Source organism: Actinoplanes lutulentus (genome assembly GCF_003259845.1).
GTDB classification, from domain to species: domain Bacteria; phylum Actinomycetota; class Actinomycetes; order Mycobacteriales; family Micromonosporaceae; genus Actinoplanes; species Actinoplanes lutulentus.
Genome location: NZ_QLMJ01000002.1, coordinates 377,893 through 400,059 on the forward strand (window position 1 = coordinate 377,893; position 22,167 = coordinate 400,059).

The 22,167-nt window shown below is 70.8% G+C and carries 16 protein-coding genes; 9 read left to right on the forward strand and 7 right to left on the reverse strand.

The window, feature by feature from the left end; genetic code table 11:
* Window positions 1-31 precede the first annotated feature (31 nt).
* Together B0I29_RS05145 and B0I29_RS05150 are read right to left on the reverse strand one after the other, a co-directional pair.
* On the reverse strand, window positions 32-514 hold the full coding sequence (locus B0I29_RS05145) for an SRPBCC family protein (protein ID WP_111647672.1): 483 nt from the start codon (window positions 512-514) through the stop codon (window positions 32-34).
* A 13-nt stretch (window positions 515-527) separates the two neighbouring features.
* Window positions 528-875 carry an ArsR/SmtB family transcription factor gene (locus B0I29_RS05150; RefSeq protein WP_111647673.1) on the reverse strand — a complete coding sequence of 116 codons (348 nt, stop codon included), beginning with the start codon at window positions 873-875 and terminating at the stop codon, window positions 528-530.
* Between the two features lie 128 nt (window positions 876-1,003).
* Here B0I29_RS05150 and B0I29_RS45605 point away from each other — a divergent pair, with 128 nt between their 5' ends.
* Window positions 1,004-1,165, forward strand: a complete 162-nt coding sequence (locus B0I29_RS45605) for a hypothetical protein (RefSeq protein ID WP_181557696.1) — start codon at window positions 1,004-1,006, stop codon at window positions 1,163-1,165.
* On the opposite strand, the gene B0I29_RS05155 is transcribed toward B0I29_RS45605, so the two are convergent.
* From B0I29_RS05155 to B0I29_RS05165, 3 genes are read right to left on the reverse strand one after another with little or no spacing between them, the layout of a single operon-like run.
* On the reverse strand, window positions 1,147-1,665 hold the full coding sequence (locus B0I29_RS05155; RefSeq protein ID WP_111647674.1) for a molybdenum cofactor biosysynthesis protein: 519 nt from the start codon (window positions 1,663-1,665) through the stop codon (window positions 1,147-1,149). The two genes, B0I29_RS45605 and B0I29_RS05155, sit on opposite strands and share 19 nt — an antisense overlap.
* Before the next feature lie 59 nt (window positions 1,666-1,724).
* Window positions 1,725-2,537 carry an NADPH-dependent F420 reductase gene (locus tag B0I29_RS05160; RefSeq protein WP_111647675.1) on the reverse strand — a complete coding sequence of 271 codons (813 nt, stop codon included), beginning with the start codon at window positions 2,535-2,537 and terminating at the stop codon, window positions 1,725-1,727.
* Window positions 2,538-2,558: 21 nt separating this feature from the next.
* Window positions 2,559-3,191, reverse strand: coding sequence for a TetR/AcrR family transcriptional regulator (locus tag B0I29_RS05165; RefSeq protein WP_111647676.1), 633 nt, complete (start codon window positions 3,189-3,191; stop codon window positions 2,559-2,561).
* A gap of 105 nt (window positions 3,192-3,296) precedes the next feature.
* Between B0I29_RS05165 and B0I29_RS05170 the strand changes: the two genes are divergently transcribed.
* From B0I29_RS05170 to araD, 7 genes are all read left to right on the forward strand, one after another.
* On the forward strand, window positions 3,297-4,316 hold the full coding sequence (locus B0I29_RS05170; protein WP_111647677.1) for an NADP-dependent oxidoreductase: 1,020 nt from the start codon (window positions 3,297-3,299) through the stop codon (window positions 4,314-4,316).
* Between the two features lie 205 nt (window positions 4,317-4,521).
* A complete protein-coding gene (locus tag B0I29_RS45110) occupies window positions 4,522-7,086 on the forward strand; it encodes a hypothetical protein (RefSeq protein ID WP_146616722.1) in 2,565 nt (854 codons plus the stop codon).
* 884 nt (window positions 7,087-7,970) lie between these two features.
* Window positions 7,971-14,075, forward strand: coding sequence for a DUF4011 domain-containing protein (locus B0I29_RS47380; protein WP_111647682.1), 6,105 nt, complete (start codon window positions 7,971-7,973; stop codon window positions 14,073-14,075).
* Between the two features lie 58 nt (window positions 14,076-14,133).
* Window positions 14,134-15,330, forward strand: a complete 1,197-nt coding sequence (locus B0I29_RS05200; protein ID WP_111647683.1) for an esterase-like activity of phytase family protein — start codon at window positions 14,134-14,136, stop codon at window positions 15,328-15,330.
* 101 nt (window positions 15,331-15,431) lie between these two features.
* The gene (locus B0I29_RS05205) at window positions 15,432-16,697 is read left to right on the forward strand and encodes a hypothetical protein (protein WP_245972241.1); all 1,266 of its coding nucleotides are present in this window, start codon (window positions 15,432-15,434) and stop codon (window positions 16,695-16,697) included.
* Complete coding sequence (gene pstS, locus B0I29_RS05210) at window positions 16,694-17,737, forward strand: phosphate ABC transporter substrate-binding protein PstS (RefSeq protein WP_111647684.1); 1,044 nt, start codon at window positions 16,694-16,696, stop codon at window positions 17,735-17,737. The genes B0I29_RS05205 and pstS overlap by 4 nt, the downstream gene beginning before the upstream one ends.
* A 78-nt stretch (window positions 17,738-17,815) precedes the next feature.
* Entirely contained in the window at window positions 17,816-18,529 is a 714-nt protein-coding gene (gene araD, locus B0I29_RS05215; RefSeq protein WP_111647685.1) for an L-ribulose-5-phosphate 4-epimerase AraD, read from the forward strand.
* A 408-nt stretch (window positions 18,530-18,937) separates the two neighbouring features.
* Here the strand turns inward: araD and B0I29_RS05220 are convergent, their stop codons facing one another.
* Window positions 18,938-19,513 carry a hypothetical protein gene (locus tag B0I29_RS05220; RefSeq protein WP_111647686.1) on the reverse strand — a complete coding sequence of 192 codons (576 nt, stop codon included), beginning with the start codon at window positions 19,511-19,513 and terminating at the stop codon, window positions 18,938-18,940.
* A 178-nt stretch (window positions 19,514-19,691) separates the two neighbouring features.
* Entirely contained in the window at window positions 19,692-20,774 is a 1,083-nt protein-coding gene (locus B0I29_RS05225; protein ID WP_111647687.1) for a LacI family DNA-binding transcriptional regulator, read from the reverse strand.
* A gap of 345 nt (window positions 20,775-21,119) precedes the next feature.
* Between B0I29_RS05225 and B0I29_RS05230 the strand changes: the two genes are divergently transcribed.
* Window positions 21,120-22,109, forward strand: a complete 990-nt coding sequence (locus B0I29_RS05230) for an ABC transporter substrate-binding protein (protein ID WP_111647688.1) — start codon at window positions 21,120-21,122, stop codon at window positions 22,107-22,109.
* Window positions 22,110-22,167: the final 58 nt, after the last annotated feature.

Genomic DNA, 22,167 nt, shown 5'->3' on the forward strand with positions numbered 1-22,167 from the left:
GTCAGGCCGTTCCGGGTCAGGCCGTTTCGGGTCAGGCCAGTAGGGCGTCGATCTGGTCCTGGGCCTGGCGCATGCCCTCTTGCATGCCCATCTCGGCCATCCGTTCCAGCTGCTCGGCGCTGGTGAAGGTGGAGACCGTGGTCATCCGGGTCCGCCCGCCGAGGTCTTCGAGCGTGACGACGCCGCGGGTGCTGTCCTTCGGGTCGACCGGCTCGTTGTTCTCGTCGGCGAACCCGTCGTCGAACTCGAGGCGGTGCGGCGCCTCGACCGAGGTGAGCGTCCACCAGCCACGGGCCTTCGTGCCGTCCGGGCCGGTCATGTAGTACCGCACCTGGCCGCCGGGCTCGAACTCGAACCGCTCGAAGGTGGCCGGCCAGGTCGGCGGGCCCCACCAGCGCTCCAGCTTGCGCGGGTCGGCCCAGACCTGCCAGACCTTCTCGACGGTCGCCTCGAACTCGGCGACGAACGTCATCGTGAGTGTGTCCACGTCCTTGACAGCGCTGATAACCGGCATGACCGGTCTCCTTTCACTGGTTTTCTGCGGAGTCGTTCTCTTCCAGGATGTCGGCGATCCGGTCGGCTCGGTGCCGCCAGACCTCTTCGTACGCATCAAGCAGGAGGGCCACCCGGCGCAGGGCCGTGACCTCTCCGTGCACGATCTGCTCGCGTCCGCGCCGGACCTTGCTGACCAGGGCGGCACGCTCCAGCACCGCGACGTGTTTCTGCACGGCGGCGAAGCTCATCGGGTATTGCCGGGCCAGCTCCGAGACGGACTGCCCGGAACGGATCACCCTCGTCAGGATGTCGCGCCGGGTGGCGTCGGCGAGGGCGTGGAACACCCGATCCGCCGCCTCGATCTCCGAACCTACAACCATGTGGTTGTACGTTAGTCGCCGGTTGCGGGCGGTGGCAAGTCGGGTGCGGAGTCCTTTTCTCCTGGAGTGGGCAGTCCAGCGGCCGATCAAGGGATCACCTAGCCCGGCACGCCGACACAGGAGTCGTCATGAGCATGAGCATCGGTACCTCTACCCCGCCCACCACCCGCGACACGCACGCCGCGTGGCTGCGCCGCCGCGCCGAGGACCAGAGTTTCAACTGGTCGTCGGTGGAGCGCGCTTCCTTGATGGAGTCGGAGCGCCGGGAGCTTCAGCCCGCGCTGGTCTGACCTTTTTGATCGGGTTCTGCTTTTTGATCGAGCAGGACCGACGCGGTCACCGGGCCGACCCGGAGCACGCCGTCGTTCAGCGGCACGCAGCGGATCCCGCCCTTGCCGCGAAGCGCCCGGAACGCGCCCGGGCCGATCGTGACGTCCATCCAGGCGCAGGGGTTGGCCGGTCGGCGTACCCGCAGCAGCACCGGACCGTCCCCGGAGTCCAGGCTGAGCACCGAGCCGACCAGGTCGTCCACGGCGATGCCGGCGACCAGGATGTTGCGGCGCACCTCGGTGAGCCCGGCACCCGGCGGCAGCGACTCCCGCGCGATCACGGTGACGCTCGCGTCCTTGTGCGCCGGGTGATTGAAGTAGCGGTCGCCGACGATGCCGAGCCCGGCCCGGACGTGGATCTCACGGGTCAGTTCGCCGTCCGGGGCGGGTGCGGGTCCGTCGGCCGGCCGGCCCTCGAAACGATGGCGGGACGAGGCGAGCAGCTCGACGATCTCCGGCATTGCCGGATTCTAATCTCGGCTGGTTGTCCTCAGCTCTCGGCTGTTTTCTTCAGCTTTCTTCAGCGCAGGCCGGCCAAGGCGTCGGCGAGGGCGTCGGTGGCGTCCTGCACGTCGACCTCGCGGGACTGCAGCGGACCACCGGTCTCGGTGAGCCGGGCCGCTTTCGCCCCGCCGGCGTAGAACGGCGCGAACCCCAGATCACGGATGATCTGGCAGGCGGCGTCCCGGGCGTCACGCTCGTCGGTGCAGACGAACTCGGCGAGCAGCGGGTCGTGCCCGCGCCGCCGGCTGAGCACGTCGGTGGAGATGGTGTTGAACGCCTTCGCCCAGTGCGCGCCGGGCGCCCACTCGATCAGGGTCTCCAGGCCGCTCTTGCCGCCGGCGCGGGCCAGCATCCGGTCCGCCGCCTCGCTGGGCGGGCCGTTGACGGCTGCCGCGATCGCTTCGGCGCTCTTGACGCTGGCCCCGGTGAAGGCACCCGTCGAGGCTCCTGTCGAGGTTCCGGAGAACCCGCCGCCGCCGAAGGCTCCGGTGAACGCCCCCGCGCTGAATCCGCCGGCACTGAATCCGCCGGCACTGGGCGCGCCGTCCGCCGGGTTCGTGGCGTCGAGGACGACCTTGCCCTCCAGGGCTGATCGGGTCAGGTCGATGGCGTCTTTCGCACCGGACCAGTTCGGCGCGAAGATCACCATCTCGCCGAACGACGCGGCCTGGGTGACCGACATGACCCGCAGCTTCCCGTTCATCCTGTCGACCTGCTCGCGCAGCCGCTCGGGGTGACGTGAGGTGACGGCCACTTCGTGCCCGCTTTCGGCGCACCACGTCGCGAGAGTGCCGCCGAGCTGACCTGCTCCAATGACACCGATACGCATGCCCTCAGGGTGCCCGCTGGATCACTCGTCCGAATGGCGAATCGGCAAATCCCCGTAGAGCATCCGCAACTCGACGACGACGAGATCGTCAACGAGATCGCCAGGCGAGGGCGCGCCGTTTCTGGCCGTGCCGGCCAGCGTCGCCAGCCTCAGGTCGTCGATCATCCCGGCCAGGATCGCGGGCGCCGGTCCGTCCGGCGCGAGGCCGGCCGCCCGATCCCGCTCGATCCGTTCGGCGAGGCGTTTCACGTGCGCGTCGCGCAGCGTGGCGCGCCACTCGGCGATCGGCGGGCAGCCCGGCGCGGCGGCGAGCGCTCCGGCCAGCAGCCGGCCGTGGCTGGTCCACAGCGTGGCGAGGCCGGTCAGCGAGCTCCGCAGGGCCTCCTCGTCCGGGCCGGTGCCGTCCAGCCACGGGCCGGAGCCGGCGATCAGCTCGCCGGTGAGGCCGTGCAGCAGCGCGACCACGACGGCCAGCTTGGAGTCGAAGTAGAAGTAGAAGCTCGACCGGGAGATCTCCGCACCGGCCGCGAGCTCGTCGATGGTGATCTCGGCAAGCGGTTTGCGGGCCAGCAGCTCGCGGGCGGTCTCGAGGATCGCCTGCTCACGCCGGTCGCCCTTGCTGGGGCCACGGCGCCGGCCGGTGGGAGGGGTCATGCGATCACAGTAACGCGGCTAACAGAGCAGAGTCGACACGGTGTCGACTTTGTCGACATACTGTCGAGAAGCAACGACAGCCCGTCCTCTGTCAGGAGAATTCCCGTGCACGAGATCCGCCTCGCCTCCCGTCCCACCGGCTGGCCCACCGCCGAGAACTTCGACCTCGCCGAGACCGAGGTGCCCGCACCCGGCGACGGTCAGGTGCTGATCCGCAACATCTACATGTCGGTCGACCCGTACATGCGCGGCCGGATGAACGACACCAAGTCGTATGTCGCGCCCTTCGAGGTCGGCGCCGCGCTGGACGGCGCCGCGATCGGTGAGGTAGTCGCCTCCAACGCCGCGTCGGTCCCGGTCGGCGCGGTGGTCGCGCACGGACTCGGCTGGCGGGAGTACGCGGTCGCGGCCGCCGATCGGGTACGCGTCGTCGACCCGGCCGCCGCTCCGACGCTGTCCGCGTACCTCGGTCTGCTCGGCATGACGGGCCTCACGGCGTACGTCGGTCTGTTGGACATCGCGCAGTTCCGCGAGGGTGACACCGTCTTCGTCTCCGGCGCCGCGGGCGCCGTGGGCAGCGTGGCCGGGCAGATCGCCAAGCTTCGCGGAGCGAAGCGCGTGATCGGCAGCGCCGGTTCCGCCGAGAAGGCGCGCCACCTGGTGGAGGAGCTCGGGTTCGACGCCGCGTTCAACTACAAGGACGCGCCTGTCCGAGAACAACTGCGTGCCGCCGCGCCGGACGGCATCGATGTCTACTTCGACAACGTCGGTGGCGACCACCTCGAGGCCGCGATCGGCTCGGCCAACAAGTACGCCCGCTTCGCCCTCTGCGGCGCGATCGCTCAGTACAACGACACCGCGCCGCCGGCCGCACCGCGCAACCTCGCGCTCGCCATCGGCAAGGAGCTCAACCTGCGCGGATTCATCGTCGGCAACCACGGCCACCGGATGCCCGACTTCCTCGCCGAGGCCGGCGCCTGGCTGCGCGCCGGCAAGATCTCCGGCCGCGAAACGGTCGTCGAGGGCCTCGCGAACGCCCCCGAGGCGTTCCTCGGCGTTCTGCGCGGCGACAACACCGGCAAGATGGTGGTCAAGGTCGGCGACCTGCCCACTGTCCGTTCCTGATCATTGGGTACGCGGAACCGGGCCCCGTTCGCAGCGGGGCCCGGACCGGTTTCGCGGTGACTCTGTGTAGCGGTTTCCGGTTTGCCGGATCCTGAACGATGATTTGGTCGCACGGCGCTGTTGATCGCGATACGGAACGTATGGATGATCGGACTCGTCCGTTAGGACGACGTGACTGACGGAAAGCAGACACTAGCGTTCCCGTGTGGCGAATCGGTTCCAACTTTGGGGACAAGCGGGCTGGGCAAGTGCCGAGGTGGTCGGCGAGACGCACTACGCGAAGGCGATACGTGCTCTCTTCGGCTCCGACTTCAACCCCCAGGGCACCGACATAACCGTTCCTGTGCAGCTCATACCGGATCGGAACAACCGCCACGACCGTAACGCGGTCGGCGTCTGGTCCGACACCAGCCTGCTCGGACACCTGCCCCGGCCCGAGGCCGCGCGGTACGTCAAGGTGCTCACCACGCTCACTGGCCGTGGTCTCGTACCCGAGGTGAACGCCCAGATCCACGGCCGCGAGTGGGGCGAGTACGACGGCCGCCCGCCCGCGTTCGTCGGCACCATCCGGCTGGACCTCGCCGAGCCGCACATGCTGTACCCGGCGAACGACCCGCCGCTGGCCGACCATCGACTGCTGCCCTCCGGCTCGGCCGTCCAGGTCAACGGCCAGCAGCAGCACCTCGACGCGCTGCGCCCGCTGCTGCGTCCCGAGGGCGAGTGCTGGGCGTACGTGTCCCTGCACGAGATGGCCGACCACCTCGTCGAGGTTCGCATCGGCGACGCCCGGGTCGGCGACCTGAGCCCGAAGATGAGCGGCGAGCTGCTGCCGTCGCTGCGCCACCTCTCCGAGCAGGGCCTGCTCACCGCGGCCCGGGGCATCGTGAAAGGCAACGCCGGCGAGACCAGCGTGATGCTCTACATCTCCCGCGTCCAAGATCTGCCGGAAGCCTGGCAGGGGCGCGGGGCGTCGGCGCCGTCCGCTTTCCCGGCCTCCACGACTCCCGGCCGGGCCACAGCGAGTGTGCCCACGTCCGGCGCGGCCTCCACGGGACCGGTCACGCCAGGCGCGGCACCGGGCCCGGCCGGGGGAATCACCCCGAACTGGACGACGCCGGCCGAGCCGAGCTGGGCAGCAGCCGGTTCCGGTGCTCCTGGAGCTGGAGCTGGAGCTGGAGCTGGCGTTTCTGGTTCTGGCGTTTCTGGTTCTGGGGTTTCTGGTTCTGGGGTTCCTGGTTCTGGTGAGCAGGCGCCTAATTGGGGCGCCGGGTCCGGCGAGCCGGCGCCGAGCTGGGCAGCGTCCGGTGAGGCGGTGCCGAGCTGGGTTCGTAGCGACGAGACGCAGGGCTGGACCCCTGGCGGGCCCGGCGAGACGACGTCCGGCTGGTCAGCCGGCCAGTCCGGGCTGAGGCTCGGCATCGCGAGCGACGCGGGCCTGGGCCGGGCAACCACCGGGCGTGATGCCGTCTCCGGCCGTGACGCCGACGGCCGTGATGGCGGATCTGGTCAGGACAACGGTTTCGGCCGGGTGGGTCCGGGCGACGGCCTGCCGGTCCGTTCGGCCGGTGGCGAGCCGGTGCCGAGCTGGGCCACGCCGGGCGAGCAGGTGCCGAGCTGGGCGGCGGCCAACGAAAGCATGCCCAGCTGGGGCGCGCAGGGCGAATCGGCGCCGGGCTGGGGTACGCAGGGCGACTCGGCGCCGAGCTGGGGTGCGCAGGGCGAATCGGCTCCTACCTGGGCCGCGCAGGGCGATGCGGTGCCGAGCTGGGCCACGCCGAGCACCGGGGTGCCGGCCTGGGCCGTACCCAGCGCCACCGCCCTGCCCACGCTGCCCTCCACCGGGTCGCTGCCCGGTGGCACCGTCCCGCGCCTGGACCCGCCGGCCGACGCCGGTTCTGCCCGCGCCGACGCTGGTTCCGCCCGCCCGGCCTCGCCGGCGCCCAACTCGGCGTTGCCGGGCTCTCCGATCTCCGGTTCGCCGAACGCGGGTTCGTCCGCGGCTACGAACTCCGGCCCGCCCTCCGGCCCGGCAAACTCAGGCCAGGCCTCGGGTCCGTCGTTCGCCGGCTCACCCAACTCCGGTACGTCCTTCGGCGGCCCGTCCGCTTCGGTGTCAGGGCCGCCGCCGTCCGGTTCGTCGTCGTCGGCGTTCCCGTCGGGTTCGTACTCCTCGGTCTCGTCCCTGACCTCCGGCGGACAGAACGGGCCGTCCGGCCCCGGATCATCCGGTTCCATCTCGTCCGGTTCCAACTCGTCCAGCTCCGGATTGTCTGACCCGGGCTCCTCCGGCGCGGTCGCGTCAGGTTCCGGGTTGTCCGGCTCCGGTTCGTCACTCACGGCGACGGCGTTGCCGGCCTCACCACTGTCGGCCATCCCGGCTTCGGGCGCGCCGTCGTTCGGTGACACCGGCTTGATCGACCCATTCACCAACCCGGTCAGCCCGGCGCCGATCGGCCAGTCCCTGGACAGCGCGAACATCACCGAGACCACGGTGATCCCAGCACTGGCAGCCGTGGTCAAGAGCAACGCCAACCGCCGCTCCGCCACCAACCCGATCAACCCGGTCTCCCCGGTCGCGCCGGTATCCCCAGCAGCCGAAGCCAACCCGCACCCGCCCATCCCCGGCGCGCCCACCGGCATCAAGTTCGCGGTCCCCCCGGGCTGGCCGGTCCCGCCGGACGGCTGGTACCCCCCAGAAGGCTGGCGCCCCGACCCCGGCTGGCCCCTGGCCCCGACCGGCTGGCAGTGGTGGACCCCCATCTGGGACTGACCCCACCACCCGAAGCCGCCAAGATCGCGTGGCGTCGCAGGGCGCGAGTAAATCCGAGCCGCGGGCGAGCCGTGAGCGAGCCGTGAGCGAGCCGTGAGCGAGCTTCCGACGGCTGACGCTTGCCCGCTCCCGCTCCTCGGCGGGGCGGTGAGCGCACACGCAAGCACACAGATGGGCACCGTGTGTCTTCATCACGGTTGTCGGCTTCTTGTGTGCGCCCTCGTCTCGGCCGGTCGGTACCCGGCCTGCTGGCGCTGACGACGGTCGGCGCCCGTTCGGGGCATCCGGATCGTCAGATCGCTCGCCAAGCCGGCCAAGCCGGGTGCCAGTCGGGTGCCGGCCGGGTGGCCGTGTCCGGCTGGCGCTCGCAGTCGTCTCAGGGCCCGCGGAACAGCCGTGAGCGCCAGCCGGGCCAGCCGGCGCTCAACGCTGGGTGTTTCGGCGGCGGAACCCGTGCTCCCTGCGATCGAGGGCTGGCCCCAGACGAGTCAAGGGCTCACGGTGAGGGCTTGTCCAGGGTGGGCGGCGGCTCACGGTGAGTGCTTGTCCGGGGTGGGTAGGGGCTCACCGTGGGGACTTGTGCGGGGTGGGTGGGGGCTCACCGTGGAGGCCTGTCCGGGGTGGGTAGGGGCTCACCGTGGGCCGGCGATCAAGGGCGGCGGCCGGGTGGGCGGCTTTCGGGTGTGGGGTGGGTGGGGCGGGTGGGGTACGCCACGCCCGGGACGAACGCGGTGTCGATAATGTTCTGTTTGTGGGGTTTTGTGGCGGCAGAGCACGTCTTGGGCCTGGTTCGACAGGCCGAATTCGATTGGTTGAAGTCCGGAACGTCGGGTTAACCCGGAAAATCGCCACGGTGACCCACCTTGCCTTGTTGGAATGTGGCAATGCGGTGGGATGATGCTGACGGGTTGACCGGACGGCCGGATGCGCGTGTTCGCGGAGTGCTGGAGTCCTGGCGTGCCGGTCTGCTCGACTTCACCGGTGACAATCCACTGATCGACGTGGATCCAACAGGGCCCGGCGTCGTGGCGGTGGTGAGCCCGACGCCGCGGACGATCATTGAGGCGTTGCACCAGGGGCGTGAGTGCGGGTTCCTCGGGATCGAGGAACAGGCCGAGGGGCCACGGCCGCGCGCCGCCAACGTGTTCCAGACCGAGATGATCGACGCGGACATGGACGCGACGCTGCACGCCCTGCGGCGTACGGCGCGGCGTGACCAGTTCGAGCAGGGGATCTCGGCGCTGTATCTGGCGCTCGGGTCGCTGCATTGGCAGGACGGCGGGCAGCGGTTCACCAGCCCGATCCTGCTGCTGCCGGTCGAGCTGGTCGTGCCGGATCCGCTCGACTACCCACGGTTGCAGGCCCGGCCGGACGACCCGATCGTCAACCCGGCGCTCGCGGTCCGGCTGCGGGCGTACGGGATCGAGCTCCCGGTCGTGGACAGCCTCAACGGCCTGGACCTGACCGTGTTCTGGGCCCGCCTGGACGCCGCGATCAGCGAGCAGCCGGACTGGCACTCGGACGAGGCCGTGCTGCTGTCCCGCTTCGACGTGCAGCGCGAGGTGATGTACGCCGACCTGGTCGAGAACGAACGGCAGATCCTCGCTCACCCGGTGGTCCGCGCCCTCGCCACCGATCCGATCTCGCAGCCGGACGCGCTGCGCTTCGAACCCGTACCCCTGAATCGCATCGACGAGCTGGCCGCGCCGGACGACGTGCCGCTGGTGCTGGACGCCGACGCCGCGCAGCGGTCGGCGATCGCGGCGGCCGTGGCCGGGCGCACGTTCGTGATGCGCGGCGCGCCCGGCACCGGCAAGACGCAGACGGTCGCCAACATGATCGCCTGCCTGATCCACGCCGGGAAGCGGGTGCTGCTGGTCTCCGAGAAGGCGGCCGCGCTGGACGGCGTCCGGGAGCGGCTGGGCGGGGTCGGCCTCGACGAGTACCTGCTCGAACTGCACAGCGACCGGATCGGCCGCTACCAGGTGGCGAGCACGCTCGCCACCGCGCTCGACTTCATCCCGCTGCCGCCGCCGAGCCTTTCCACCGACGAGCGCGAGGAGCTGCGCCAGCACCGGATCAGGCTCAATGCGTACGCCGAAGCGATGAACGAGGTCCGTGAACCCCTCGGTCACCGGCTGCACGACGTGCTCGGCATGTGCGCCCAGATGACCGATCTACCGGCCGGTCCGGTGCCGTCCACGCTGCCCGTACCCCTGACGACGCAATCGCTGCAGCGCGTCCGGGACGCCGCGGAGAGTCTCGGCCGCGCGTGGCGGCCGGCGCTGGAGGGCGACGAGTTCCTCTGGCGTGACGTGATCGACCGCAACCGCCTGGACGCTCGCCTGCACCAGGCACAGATCGCCCTGCAGCACCTGGCCGAAGCGGTCGCGGGGGACCGGCTCGCGGTGGTCTTCGAGGCGCAGGCCCTCTCCGACGCGATCACCCTGACGACGCTGGTCGGGCACGCCGCCCGCCGGCCCGCCGAGGCACCCGACGAGTGGCTCACCCTGGAGAGCCTGGAGCCGGTCGCGGCCGCCGCCGAGAGCCTGGTCGGCCACCTGCGATCGCTGCACCACGCCGAGGAGGTCGTGCGTACGAAAGCGGGTGTGACCTGGTCGGCGTTGCCGTCCCCGGCGAAGTTGCCGATCGTGCCGAGCCTGGCCCACCTGAACCCGCCGGCCGTGGAGCTGCTGCCGCTGACGGCCGCGCAGGCCCGGGGACTGGCCCGCCGGTTCGCCGAGGAGGCCGACCGCCTCGAACAGCATCAGCACAGCCTGGACCGGGTCACCGCCCGGCTTGGCCTGCCGAACGTGGTCGCGTTCACCGACATCGGCCGGGTCGCCGCGATCGTCGAGCTGCTCAACCGGCCGCACAAGCCGGAGCCCAGCTGGTTCGACACGTCCGGGATGGCGGCCGCCCGTGCCGCCGCCCGGGTGCTGCAGCGCGCCGTCGACGTGGTGAAGGCCGCCGAGTCCCGGGCTCGCGAGCACTTCAACGAGAACGCCCTGGTCGAGCCGGTGGACGAGCTCGTCGAGCGGTTCGCCACCGAGCACAAGGGGATGCGCAAGCTGCGGGCGCCGTACCGGCGGGACAAGCGGGTCGCGGCCGGCATCGCGCGTACCGACGTGAAGCGCTCGGAAGCGGTCGCCAACCTCGCCGCCGCGGCCGCCTGGAAGCGGGCCATCGGCGAGCTGGAGCAGTCCGAGCAGGAGTACGCCCGGATTCTCGGCAGCCACTGGCGGCACCTGGACACCGACTTCGAGGCGATCCAGGAGGCGCTGCGTACCGCCGAGGAGGCCCTGCGGGTCACCCCGCCGGAGGCGCTGCCCGGCGTCATCGAGCGGGTCTGCGCGCCGACCCCGAACAGCGCGATCATCCGGATCGTCACCGAGGCGCGCAAGGAGTTCGACCGGTTCACCGCGGCGTTGCGTACGCCCCCCGAGCCGGCGCCTCGCCCGCAGCTCGCCTCCGGTCCGGTGCACGACGCGGTCACCTGGCTGCGGGCGCACGTGGAGCCGCTGACCGCCGCCGGTGACCTGGTCACCGCGTACAGCGTGGCGGCCGGGCGGGACTTCACCCTCGCCGAGTCGGCGTCGATCGGCCTGCTCCGGGAGAGCGCGTCGGACGCGGCCGGCTCGCTGACGACGAACGCGAACGATTACGCCGAGGTGCTCGGCCCGGTCTACCGGGGCACCCAGACCGACGTGGAGGCGCTCGCCAAGGCCATGTCCTGGGCGTCCGAGGCCCGCCGGGTACGCGCCGGCGAGGACATCCCGTTCACCCCTGAGCAGGCCGAGGCGCTCGCCCAGGTACGCCCGACCGACGCCCTGCCGTCCCGGGTCGCCGAATGGCAGGCCGCCCGCGACTGGATCCTGCGGGCCTTCGCGCCGCGCCGGCACCCGTCGCTGACCGCCACCCTGGACGACTACGAACACGCCGGTGAACTGATCACCGCGCTGATGGAGGACAACCAGGGGCAGCAGGAGTGGTTCGACCACCAGGCGGCCCGCGCGGTGCTCAGCGAGCACGGCCTGGACTCGGTCGTGGACTTCTGCGCCCGGGAGGACCTGTCGGTCGACCAGCTGCTGCCGGTGCTCGGACGAGCGCTGTTCCAGTCCTGGGCCGACATGATCATCCGCGAGGACGAGCGGCTGCCTCCGCTCGACGCGGCCACCCGCGACCGCCTGATCAGCGAGTTCCGTCTCTGGGACACGATGCTGGAACGGGCCGCGGTGGCCGACGTGATGAACGCCGTCGACGAGTTGCAGCCGTCCGGCACCGCGGTCGCCGAGGCCGCCATGCTGCGGGCCGCGGCGTCCCAGCAGGGCCGCCAGCCGGCGGTACGGGAACTGCTCGCCGAGACCCGCAACGCCACCCTCGCGGTGAAGCCGTGTGTGCTGACCATCCCGGCCGACGTGAGCCGGCTGATCCCGTCCGACCTGTTCTTCGACGTCGTCATCGTCGACGAGGCGTCCCGGGTGCCGGTCGCTGACGCGATCACCTGCGCGTACCGGGCCAGCTCGATGATCGTGGTGGGTGACGACCGGCAGCTCGGCGCGGCACCGCTGCCCGGCGGCGACGGCCAGTCGATCCTGGGCCTGGCGATCCACTGCGGCGCGTTCCCGGTCATGGACCTGACCACGCATTACCGCAGCCGGCACGAGTCGCTGATCTCGTTCGCCAACCACAGCTTCTACGCCGGGCGGCTCAATACGTTCCCGGCAGTCGGGCCCGCCGGGCCGGACGCCGGTGTGCAGCTGTTCGGCGCCGAGGACGACGCGAGCCTGGCCGAGGAGGTGGCGAGCCGGGTGGCGCACCACCTGGTCACCCGCCCCGACCGCACGCTCGGCGTGGTCACCTGCACCCCGTCGATGCGGTGGGAGATCGAGGCCGCGGTGGCCGACATGGTCGGGTCACCGGACTCGGATCGGCTGCGCGGGTTCTTCGTGAAGGACCTCGACTCGGTACAGGGCGACGAGCGGGACGTGATGATCCTGGCGATCGGCACCGAGCTCGGCGGCCTGGACGGACCGGACGGATGGCGGCGGCTCAACGTCGCGACGACCCGCGCGGCCCGCCGCCTCGAGGTGGTCTCCGCGGTCCGGGGACAGGACCTTTCCGGGTACGAGCACCTGGGCCACCTGGCCGGATACCTGGAATACGCGGCCGGTGGCGGCACCGCCCTGGACCTCACGGATCCGGCGGCCGAGGCACAGACGCCGTTCGAGGACTCGGTTCGCGAGGTGATCGCCTCCTGGGGTCATCACGTGCGGACCCGGGTCGGCACCGGAGCCTTCCGGGTCGACCTGGCCGTCCGCCTCTCGCACCGCGGCGATTCCCCGTTCGTCCTCGGCATCGAGTGCGACGGGACCACGTACGATTCCGCGCCCGCCGCCCGTGACCGGGACCGGCTGCGTGAGCAGGTTCTTCAGGGGCTGGGCTGGCGCCTGCACCGGATCTGGGGCACCGCCTGGTACCTGGACCGCGAGCACGAGGAGCAGCGGCTCCGGATCGCGATCGAGCAGGCCCTGGCCCAGTACCCCGCCGAGGCACCGGCGGAGCTGACGGTCGAGGAGAGCCCGGTCGCCGAGAGTCCCGTCATGGCGGACCCTCTCGCCGAGAGCCCGGTCATGGAGAGCCCGGTCGCCGAGAGCCTTGTCATGGACAGCTCGGACATCCTGGCCGAGGCGTTCGCGGAGGCGGACGCCGCCGAGGGCGCCTTCGCCGAGGCCTTTGCCGAGGTCTACGGGGAGACGTCGGAGCACGCTTACGGGGAGAACGTCGAGCACACCGTGTACGGCGGGCCCGACGAGGTCACCGTCGAGATCACCCCGCAGGAGACGGCGGCCGCGACCGGCCCGGTCCTGCAGTACGACGTCCCGGCCGGCCCGGAGCCGTGGTACCTGGCCGCGGACTACCTGATCGACGAGGCGGGCGCGTACCTCGCCGGTGTCGACGACGTCGGGCGGCAGATCGCCGACGCCGGCATCACCGTGCCGGCCGCCGAGATCCCGCACGAGTGGACCGCCGCGCCGGCGATGGCCGACGTGCAGCTCGACGCGGACCTGGAGCCGCCGTTCGCGTACGAGAGCCAGCCCGACGTGGTGGTCGGCGATCAGCACGTCACGCCGGTGGCCTTCGAGCACCTGCACCGGGCCGACATCGACCCGGCCGACATGCACCCGATCCCCGAGCACGCCGCGGAGATCTACGAGGCCGAGCACTACGAGGCCGAACACTACGAAGCCGAGCACTACGAGGCCGAGGTCGAGGCCGAGGACGTCGAGGAGCACGAGGAACACCCGGTCTCCGAGCACCTCAGCGAGATCTGGACCGAGCCGTACCACAAGGCGCAGCTGGAGGCGCTGCCCGCCGGCGCCGTACTCACCGACCCGGACATCAAGGTGCGGCTGGTCGACGCGGCGCGGCAGCTCGCGCAGGTGGAAGGCCCGGTGCACATCACGATCGCACTGCAGCGGATGCGCGAGGAGTGGGGCATCGCCCGGATCACGAAGCAGGCCCGCGCCGCGGTCGAACAAGCGATCGCCGACGCCGGCCTGGGCTGGGACGGCACGTTCCTGAGCGACCCCGAACAGTACGAGCCGATGGTCCGCTCGAAGGCCGATGATGTGGCGCGCAAGGCCGACCAGGTTGCCGACAGCGAACTGCGGGTGGCACTGGAACACCTGGTCCACGACGGCGGCGTACTCACCGTCGACCAGTTGCTGGCCGGGACCGCGCGGCTGTACGGCTGGTCGGCGCGCCGCTCCGCCGACATCGACGCCCGGCTCACCGGGTTGATCGCCGACCTGGCCGACGAGGGACACCTGATCCACCAGGCGGACGGCCTCGCCATCGGGCACGGGCTTCCGGACGCGACGTCGCTGCCCCGGCACGCGGCCGCGCCGTCCGAACAGGACGAGGAAGAGGAGGAGTCGATGACCAAGCCGTCCCGCCGGCGACGGTCATCGGCCAGCCACAAGTGAATTCGCCGACACCAATACGACGGGCCCGGTTAACCCGTGATGCCTACCGTCCGGCATCATGGGAAAGATCGTTACTCGTACCGTTGCCATAGCCGGCGCCGTCGCACTCACCCTGGCCGTCGCCGGGACGGCGTCGGTGGCCGTAGGCCACCACAACAAGGTCACCAAGCCGACGCTGACCGCCTGGGCATCGCTGCCGGCCGGCACGTTCGTGCCGGGCAGCGAGCCGTCCGGCAGCCTGGTCACCGGCAACACGAACGGATTCGTGGCGCCGTTCGCTGACCAGCCGATCCAGGGCTTCTCCGGGATCGCCGCCAACGGTGACGGCACGTTCGACGTGCTGTCCGACAACGGGTACGGCAACCAGGCCAACTCCGGCGACTTCCTGCTCCGCGTCCAGCGGCTGGCGCCGGTCTTCGCGAGCAACCAGGTCGACGTGGTCGGCGGCCTCAACCTGACCGACCCGAACGGTTTCGTGCCGTGGAAACTGACCCGCGCCGACCGGGTGCTGACCGGCTCCGACTTCGACGTGGAGTCGATCGTCAAGGCCAAGGACGGCTCGTACTGGATCGGTGACGAGTTCGGCCCGTACCTGCTGCACTTCGACCGCGGCGGACGCCTGCTCGCGGCACCCGCGCCGCTCGACGGCGTGATCGCGCCGGAGACCGCGGCCCGCACCGGCGTGACCGCGACGCTCGGCGGCAGCAAGGGCTTCGAGGGCATGGCCGCGTCACCCGACGGCCGTTACCTGTACCCGCTGCTGGAGGGCACGGTCACCGGTGACACCGCCGGTCAGCTGCGGTTCAACGAGTTCGACCTGCGGACCCGCGCGTACACCGGCAAGCGCTGGACCTACCAGCTCGACAGCCCGGCGCACGCGATCGGTGACGCCATCGCCGTCGACAAGGACCGTTTCCTGATCATCGAGCGGGACAACGGCCAGGGCGCCACCGCGGTGAACAAGAAGATCTACCTGGCCCAGAAGCGTTCCGACGGCACCCTGAGCAAGAAGCTCGTCGTCGACCTGATGAACATCGCCAACCCGCGCAAGCTGGGTGGCTTCGGCACCACGTTCACCTTCCCGTTCCAGACCATCGAGGACGTGGTCATCCTGGACGAGAAGACGATCGCCGTGCTGAACGACAACAACTTCCCGTTCTCCAGCGGCCGGACCGCCGGCGTCGCCGACAACAACGAGTGGATCACCATCGCGCTGCCCGAGTCGCTGCGACCGGACAAGCGCGTTCTGCGCTAGGTGAACTTTCGATGGACGTTCCGATGCGCTTCGGCGCATCGGAACGCTTCACCCCACTTGGGTACGATTTGAGAATTGGCGTGCGGGCCTACCGTGACGGCGTGCCCGCGGTATTGGAAGCGACCAGATCCACCGCTCGAAACCTGGCCCGGCGCGACACACCCGTCCGCCTGAGGCTGCTGGCCGCGCTGGCCGTGAGCGCGGCGGCCGCCCTGCTGATCGCCACCGGCCTGGTGGCCGCGCGGGTGCAGGACCAGGTGCGGATCATCGGGCACCAGGCGGCGCCGCAGGCCGCCATCGCGGCCGACCTCTACTTCGCACTGAGCGACCTGGACGCGCAGGCCACCCGCATCCTGCTGGCCGGTGACACCGATGCCCTGGCCGGCAGCCGGCTCGACGCGCTCGGCGCCTATCGCGAGCGCGGCCGGCAGATCGACACCGGCCTGCGGGACGTGCTCGCCACCGGGGCCGGTGACCTGGAACGGTCGCTGGTCACCGAGATGCTCGACGGCCTCGCCGTCTATCGGCAGCGGCTGGGCCAGGCCCTCGCCGCCCAGCCGCACTCCGCGGCCGACGCGCTCGGCTACTACACCCAGGCCACCAACCTGCTGCACGTCCGGCTGCTACCGGCCGCGTACCGGCTGCGGGCCGTCAGCGAGCAGCGGCTGGACAGCGCGTACGACGCCAAGAGCGGCACCGAGGCGGCCGGTGGCGCGGTGGCCGTGCTGCTGGGCGGTGCTCTGCTGGTTCTGCTGATCACCCTGCAGGTCTGGCTGGCCCGGCGGTTCCGCCGCACCTGGAACCCGGCCCTGATCACCGCGACCGCGCTGAGCCTGACGCTGCTGGTGGCCTTCTCCACGGTCCTCGGTGCGCAGGAACGCCGGCTCGCCGCGGCCCGCGCCGACGGGCTGCGGCCCTATCTGGAGGTGTCCGAGCTGCGGGCTATCGGCTACGACGCCGCCGCCGACACCAGCCGGTACCTGGTCAGCGGCAACCTCGCCTATTACGCCGACGACTTCGCCGGGAAGTCGCAGCTGCTCACCGGCCTGGATCCGGTCGCCGGGCAGCGGTGGGCCGCCTATCGGAGCACCCACGAGCGGATCGTCGCGCTGGCCGGGGCGGGCAAGACCGGCGAGGCGGTCACCGCGCTCACCGGGATCCGGCGCGGTGACGCGGCGTTCGACTTCGCGTACTTCGACGCCGCCGTCGCGGCGGTCACCGGGGTACGCAAGGCGGAGTTCGACAGCGGGCTGGCCTCCGCGGAACGCACGCTCACCGGCGCGGTCGTCGTGCCGGTCGGAGTTCTGGCCCTGGTCATCGTGCTGACGGCGGCCGGGGTGCGCCGGCGATTGGCGGAGTACCGATGAGAGTCCTGCCCGTCGTACTGGCATTCGTGGCACTCGTCGCGCTTGCCGGCTGCTCCGCGGCGCCGGAGCCGCGACCGAAACCGATCAGCTGCGCCGCCGGCACGGCCGCCGGGCAGGGCTCGTCGGCGCAGACCAACGCGCTGCAAGCGTGGATCAAGGCCTATCAGATCGCCTGCCCGGACGCGACCGTCGAGTACGCGGGCACCGGCTCGGGCGCCGGGGTGCGTGCCTTCCTCGGCGGCACCGGTGACTTCGCCGGCACCGACGCGGTGCTCGGCGCGGACGACCTGCGCCGGGCCGAGCAGCGGTGCGGCGGCCCGGCGGTGCACCTTCCGCTGGTGGCCGGCCCGATCGCGCTCGCGTACAACGTCGCCGGGGTGGACGAACTCCGGCTCACGCCGGCGACCATCGCCCAGATCTTCAGCGGGAAGGTCACGGTCTGGAACGACCCGGCCATCGCGGCGGACAACCCGGTCGCGGCCCTTCCGGCCATTCCCATTCGTACGATCCACCGTGCGGACAGCAGCGGCACCACCGACAATTTCACCCGGTACCTGGCCGGGGCGGCCGGGCCGCAGTGGCCGCACGGGATCGGCGGCGACTGGCGCGCACCGGGCGGCACCGGGGAAAAGGGCAGCCACCGGGTGGTCGCCGCGGTGGCCCGCACGGTCGGGTCGATCGGGTACGTGGAGTCGTCGTACGCGACCGTTAACGATCTGCCGGTGGCGCACATCGGCGCGGCGGGCGGGCCGTTCACCGCGCCGTCGGACTACGCGGCCGGGCTCGCCATCGAGGGCGCGACGATCACCGACGACCTCCGGATCGAGCTGCGATACGACGGGACGGCCGATTACGCGTACCCGATGGTCTTGGTCTCCTATGAAGTGGTCTGCCGGACCGGTACGCCTGCGGTGACCCGCAGTTTCCTGGCCTACGCCGCAGGCGAGGCCGGGCAGGAGGCGGCGCAGGCGGCTGGTTACGCGGCGTTGCCGGAGGCGCTGCGGATACGCGTTCGGCAGGCAGTGTTGGCGTTAACGTGACGTTTCCGGGGCTTGTCAGGGGCTCTTTGGGGTCGGCTAGGGTGAGCGCTAACATCCGTGGGCCGAGGGGAAGACGACGTGACTTACGGTTCCAAGGCTCTGCGCCGGGCCGTGCTGCGGGCCAACCAGATCATCCCGGAGGCCGGGCTCGCCCAGCTGACCTGGGGCAACGTCAGCGGCATCGACCGTGAGGCCGGGATCTATCTGATCAAGCCGTCCGGGGTGGCCTACGACGAGCTGACCGAGGACCACCTCGTCCCGGTCGATCTGGAGACCGGCAAGGTCCTCGCCGGCGACCTGCGGCCGTCGGTGGACAGCGAGTCGCATCGGGCGTTCTACCTGGCCTGGCCCTCGATCGGCGGGGTGACGCACACGCACTCGACCAACGCTGTCGCGTTCGCGCAGGCCGGGCTGGACATCCCGCTGCTCGGCACCACGCACGCCGACACGTTCAACGGGCCGGTGCCGGTGACGCGGGGTCTCACCGCGGCCGAGTGCGCGACCGATTATGAGCTGAACACCGGCCGGGTGATCGTCGAGACGATCGGTGACGACGAGGAGGCGGCGGCGATGCCGGCCGCACTGGTCGCCAACCACGGGCCGTTCACCTGGGGTGCGGATCCGGTGAAGTCGGTGCAGAACGCCATCATTTGCGAGGCGGTGGCGGAGATGGCGCTGAAGACGCTGGCGCTGAATCCGGCGGCGAGCATCCCGCAGCACCTGCAGGAGCGGCACTTCAAGCGCAAGCACGGCCCGGGCGCGTATTACGGCAACCCGAAGCCCGGCGCCTGACCGCTGTGTTCAGGTTCGATCTTGTGGAGTTGCGTGAACCCGTTTGCGGACAACTCCGCAAGATCGACGTGAAGAGGGTGCCTGCCCGCCGCTCGCCTCGCCGGCCGTTGCCGCGGCCCGTTGCTTGGCGGATCTTGAGCGATTGTTGACCCTGTGGGGTCGAAAGTCGCTCAAGATTCGGAGGGGCGGCTGGCCTTCGCGTGCTCTGGTGACGGATTGCCACCACAACGGTGGAGAGTTTTGGCTTTGTGGAGTCCTGTGGGTGTCAGAGCACCTACAGGACTCCAAGATTGCGCCCGGGGCTGCGGCGCTTGCGTGAAGCGCTCACCGTCCGTGACGGCTCGGCGCGACGAGTGGCGCCCGGCGAGCGTCTTGGGCACCGCTGGGCCCCGGTAGGTCGGAAATCGCTCAAGATCCCGAGGGGCGACGCGCATTGGGGCGGGCGCCCGGCTGGGCCGCGCTGCCGGGTGAGCGGTTGCCGCGAGCGGGCTCAGCGCGCGCCGGCGATTTTTGGGTCGGCGAGGTCTGCGCGGGCGAACTCTGGGCTGGCGGGGTGCGCCCTGGGGCGGTGCGTGAGGGTTGGGGGCTGGCGTTGGACTTTGGTGGGGCGCCCGCGGTGCGGGGCATGTTCGGCATGGCGTCGCGGGGGCGGGGGATCGGGGTGCCCGGGACCGCCGGCTGGTTACGCCAGGTGAAGCGGACGCCGCTGAGCACCACCGTGTCGCCGGCCGGGCACAGGCCTGACTCCCGCTTGTCGGCGTTGTCGTCGTGTCCGTAACTGATCATCAGGCTGGTGTCCGCCGCGGCGGTCGTGGTGTGCACTGCCCAGACTTCGCCGTACCCGGTCAGGCCGGTGCCGCCCGCGGTGAGGACGGTCGCCCGGCCGCGCAGGGGCACGGCTAGCTCGCGACCGGTGGCGTCCAGGATGTGCAGGGTGCCCGAGAGGCGCGGGTTCTTACGGCGGCCGAGCCATCTGTTGGTCACCGGCTGCTCACCACCTGAGTCGTGTCGTCGTCGAGCACCTTCCGGACTGTAACGGCCCGCCGGGCCGGGTGCCGGTTCCGTCACCGGTGCGGGTGAGTGCACCCCCGCCGAAGTGCCTGGTCGGGGGAGTGCTCGGCGCGGACTGCCAGATCTTGGACACCTCCGTGCTCACGATGCGTCATGAGGATCGGGTCGGCGCGGAACCCGGCCCCGGCGGCGCGGAACCCGGCAGTGCGGAACCCGCCCTGGGCGGCGCGGAACTCGCCCGCGGCACCAGCGACGGCGCCACCACCACGTCCTCCGGCGGGGCGTCGCCGGGCCGTCCCATGTGGCGCAGCAGCAGGGCCAGCGCGCGCCGGCCGAGCTCGGCGAAGTCCTGGTGCACCGTGGTCAGCGGGGGCAGGAAGAACCCCGAGTCGGGCATGTCGTCGAACCCGACGACGCTGACGTCCTCGGGTACCCGGCGGCCGGCCTCCTGCAGGGCGCGCAGCACACCCAGGGCGATCCGGTCGTTGGAGCAGAACACCGCGGTCACCGAGTGGTCGGCGGCGAGGCGGCGGCCCTGTTCGTACCCGGCGGCCGCGTCCCACCAGCCGGAGGTGACCGGCGGGACGACCGCGCCGGCCGCGTACAGCGTCTCGCGCCAGCCCTCCACCCGGGCCTGTGACTCCGGCCAGTCCGGTGGGCCGGCGGCGTGGTGGACCGTGGCATGGCCGAGATCCAGCAGGTGGCGGGTGGCCAGGCGAGCCCCGGCCGCGTTGTCCACGCGTACGGTCGGGAATGGTTCTTCGGGAGTGCTGCCGCCGTGCGGCGAGGCGATCGGGCCCGCGCCGCCGACCGCGACGCAGGCGAGGCCGCCGGGAGCATGGGTCAGGGCGGTGATCACCGAGGCTTTCGGCGCGATCGCGATGATGCCGTCGACGTCGTGCTGGGCGAGCCGGTCGACCGCCTCCAGCACCGGGCGATGCTCCAGGTCGCGGACCGTGGCCACGCTGACCAGGTAACCGGCGGCGCGGGCGGCGCTCTCGATGCCGTACAGCATGGATTCGGGACCGAAGAGCGTGGTCTCGAATCCGATGATGCCGAGGGTGTGCGACTCGCGGGTGGCGAGAGTGCGAGCCGCCAGGTTGCGGCGGTAGTTGAGCGAGCGCATCGCGGCCAGCACGCGTTCGCGGGTCTCGGCGCGCACGTTGGGATGTTCGTTGATCACCCGCGAGACCGTCTGGTGGGACACCCCCGCGAGTTTCGCGACGTCCCGCATGACGGTGCCGCGTTCCTTGCCGGAGCGGATCTCCCGCCGGGCACGCGGGGCTCTCAGCTCGGCTGCGGATCGCTGCTCAGCTGCGGGTTCCGGACCCGGCGCCGGTGGTGGAGTCGCCATTGGACGATATCTAGCAGGTGACCGGGTGATGACCCTGGGCGATACAGCCGTTCTTGCAATCTAGCTGAAACAAAGATCGGGATCTCTTGACGAGCACGTTGAGAACGGTAACACTCACGAAACGCAAGCTGTGACGCCCGTCGCAGCTAACTGAACATCCTCGCGGTCAAGGCACGTGATGCCGACCGTTGATCGTTTTGTTAACGGTAACAGTTTCAGGAGGTTATGGTGCGCAGGAACTGGTCCGCGGCTGCTCTGACAGGCGTCCTGGCGGTCTCCGTGCTCGCCGGTTGTGGCGGCGGCGGCGACGACGCCGGCTCGGACAGCGGCAGCGACGGCAAGATCACTCTTGGTTTCTCTCAGGTCGGCGCCGAAAGCGGATGGCGTACCGCGAACACCAAGTCCATCCAGGAGTCGGCCGCCTCGGCCGGCATCGACCTGAAGTTCTCCGACGCCCAGGGCAAGCAGGAGAACCAGATCTCGGCGATCCGCAACTTCATCACGCAGAAGGTCGACGTCATCGCCTTCTCGCCGGTGGTCACCTCCGGCTGGGACGCGGTGCTCAAGGAGGCCAAGGACGCCGGCATCCCGGTGATCCTGACCGACCGCGCGGTCGACTCGCAGGACACCTCGCTCTACAAGACCTTCATCGGCTCGGACTTCATCGTCGAGGGCGAGAAGGCCGGCGACTGGCTGGTCAAGGAGTACGAGGGCAAGACCGAGCCGGTCAACATCGTGGAGCTGCAGGGCACCACGGGCTCCGCTCCGGCGCTCGACCGCCAGAAGGGCTTCGCCGAGAAGATCGCGGCGAACCCGAACTTCAAGATCGTGAAGTCGCAGACCGGTGACTTCAAGCGTGCCGACGGCAAGACTGTGATGGAGACCTTCCTCCAGTCCACCCCCGACATCGACGTGCTCTACGCGCACAACGACGACATGGGTCTCGGCGCCATCGAGGCGATCGAAGCGGCCGGCAAGAAGCCCGGCACCGACATCAAGATCATCACGGTGGACGCGGTCAAGGACGGCATGACGGCGCTGTCCGAAGGCAAGATCAACTTCATCGTGGAGTGCAGCCCGCTCCTCGGCCCGCAGCTGATGGACCTGGTCAAGAAGGTCGACGCCGGTGAGGAGATCCCGACCCGGGTGCTCACCGAGGAGACCACCTTCACCCAGGCGCAGGCCAAGGAAGCCCTGCCCACCCGCCAGTACTGATCGATCGATCCGTCAGCGCCCCGGCCGGCCCGGCCGGGGCACTGCGGAGCTTCGAAAC

Excerpts from the sequence above, each read along its gene's own strand:
- pstS (WP_111647684.1), top strand. The coding sequence starts at position 16,694 with ATGAGAGTCCTGCCCGTCGTACTGGCATTCGTGGCACTCGTCGCGCTT.
- B0I29_RS47380 (WP_111647682.1), top strand. The coding sequence starts at position 7,971 with ATGCGGTGGGATGATGCTGACGGGTTGACCGGACGGCCGGATGCGCGT.
- B0I29_RS05165 (WP_111647676.1), bottom strand. The coding sequence starts at position 3,191 with ATGACCCCTCCCACCGGCCGGCGCCGTGGCCCCAGCAAGGGCGACCGG.
- B0I29_RS05145 (WP_111647672.1), bottom strand. The coding sequence starts at position 514 with ATGCCGGTTATCAGCGCTGTCAAGGACGTGGACACACTCACGATGACG.
- B0I29_RS05230 (WP_111647688.1), top strand. The coding sequence starts at position 21,120 with ATGGTGCGCAGGAACTGGTCCGCGGCTGCTCTGACAGGCGTCCTGGCG.
- B0I29_RS45605 (WP_181557696.1), top strand. The coding sequence starts at position 1,004 with ATGAGCATGAGCATCGGTACCTCTACCCCGCCCACCACCCGCGACACG.
- B0I29_RS05225 (WP_111647687.1), bottom strand. The coding sequence starts at position 20,774 with ATGCGGGACGTCGCGAAACTCGCGGGGGTGTCCCACCAGACGGTCTCG.
- B0I29_RS05200 (WP_111647683.1), top strand. The coding sequence starts at position 14,134 with ATGGGAAAGATCGTTACTCGTACCGTTGCCATAGCCGGCGCCGTCGCA.
- B0I29_RS05150 (WP_111647673.1), bottom strand. The coding sequence starts at position 875 with ATGGTTGTAGGTTCGGAGATCGAGGCGGCGGATCGGGTGTTCCACGCC.
- B0I29_RS05155 (WP_111647674.1), bottom strand. The coding sequence starts at position 1,665 with ATGCCGGAGATCGTCGAGCTGCTCGCCTCGTCCCGCCATCGTTTCGAG.
- B0I29_RS05160 (WP_111647675.1), bottom strand. The coding sequence starts at position 2,537 with ATGCGTATCGGTGTCATTGGAGCAGGTCAGCTCGGCGGCACTCTCGCG.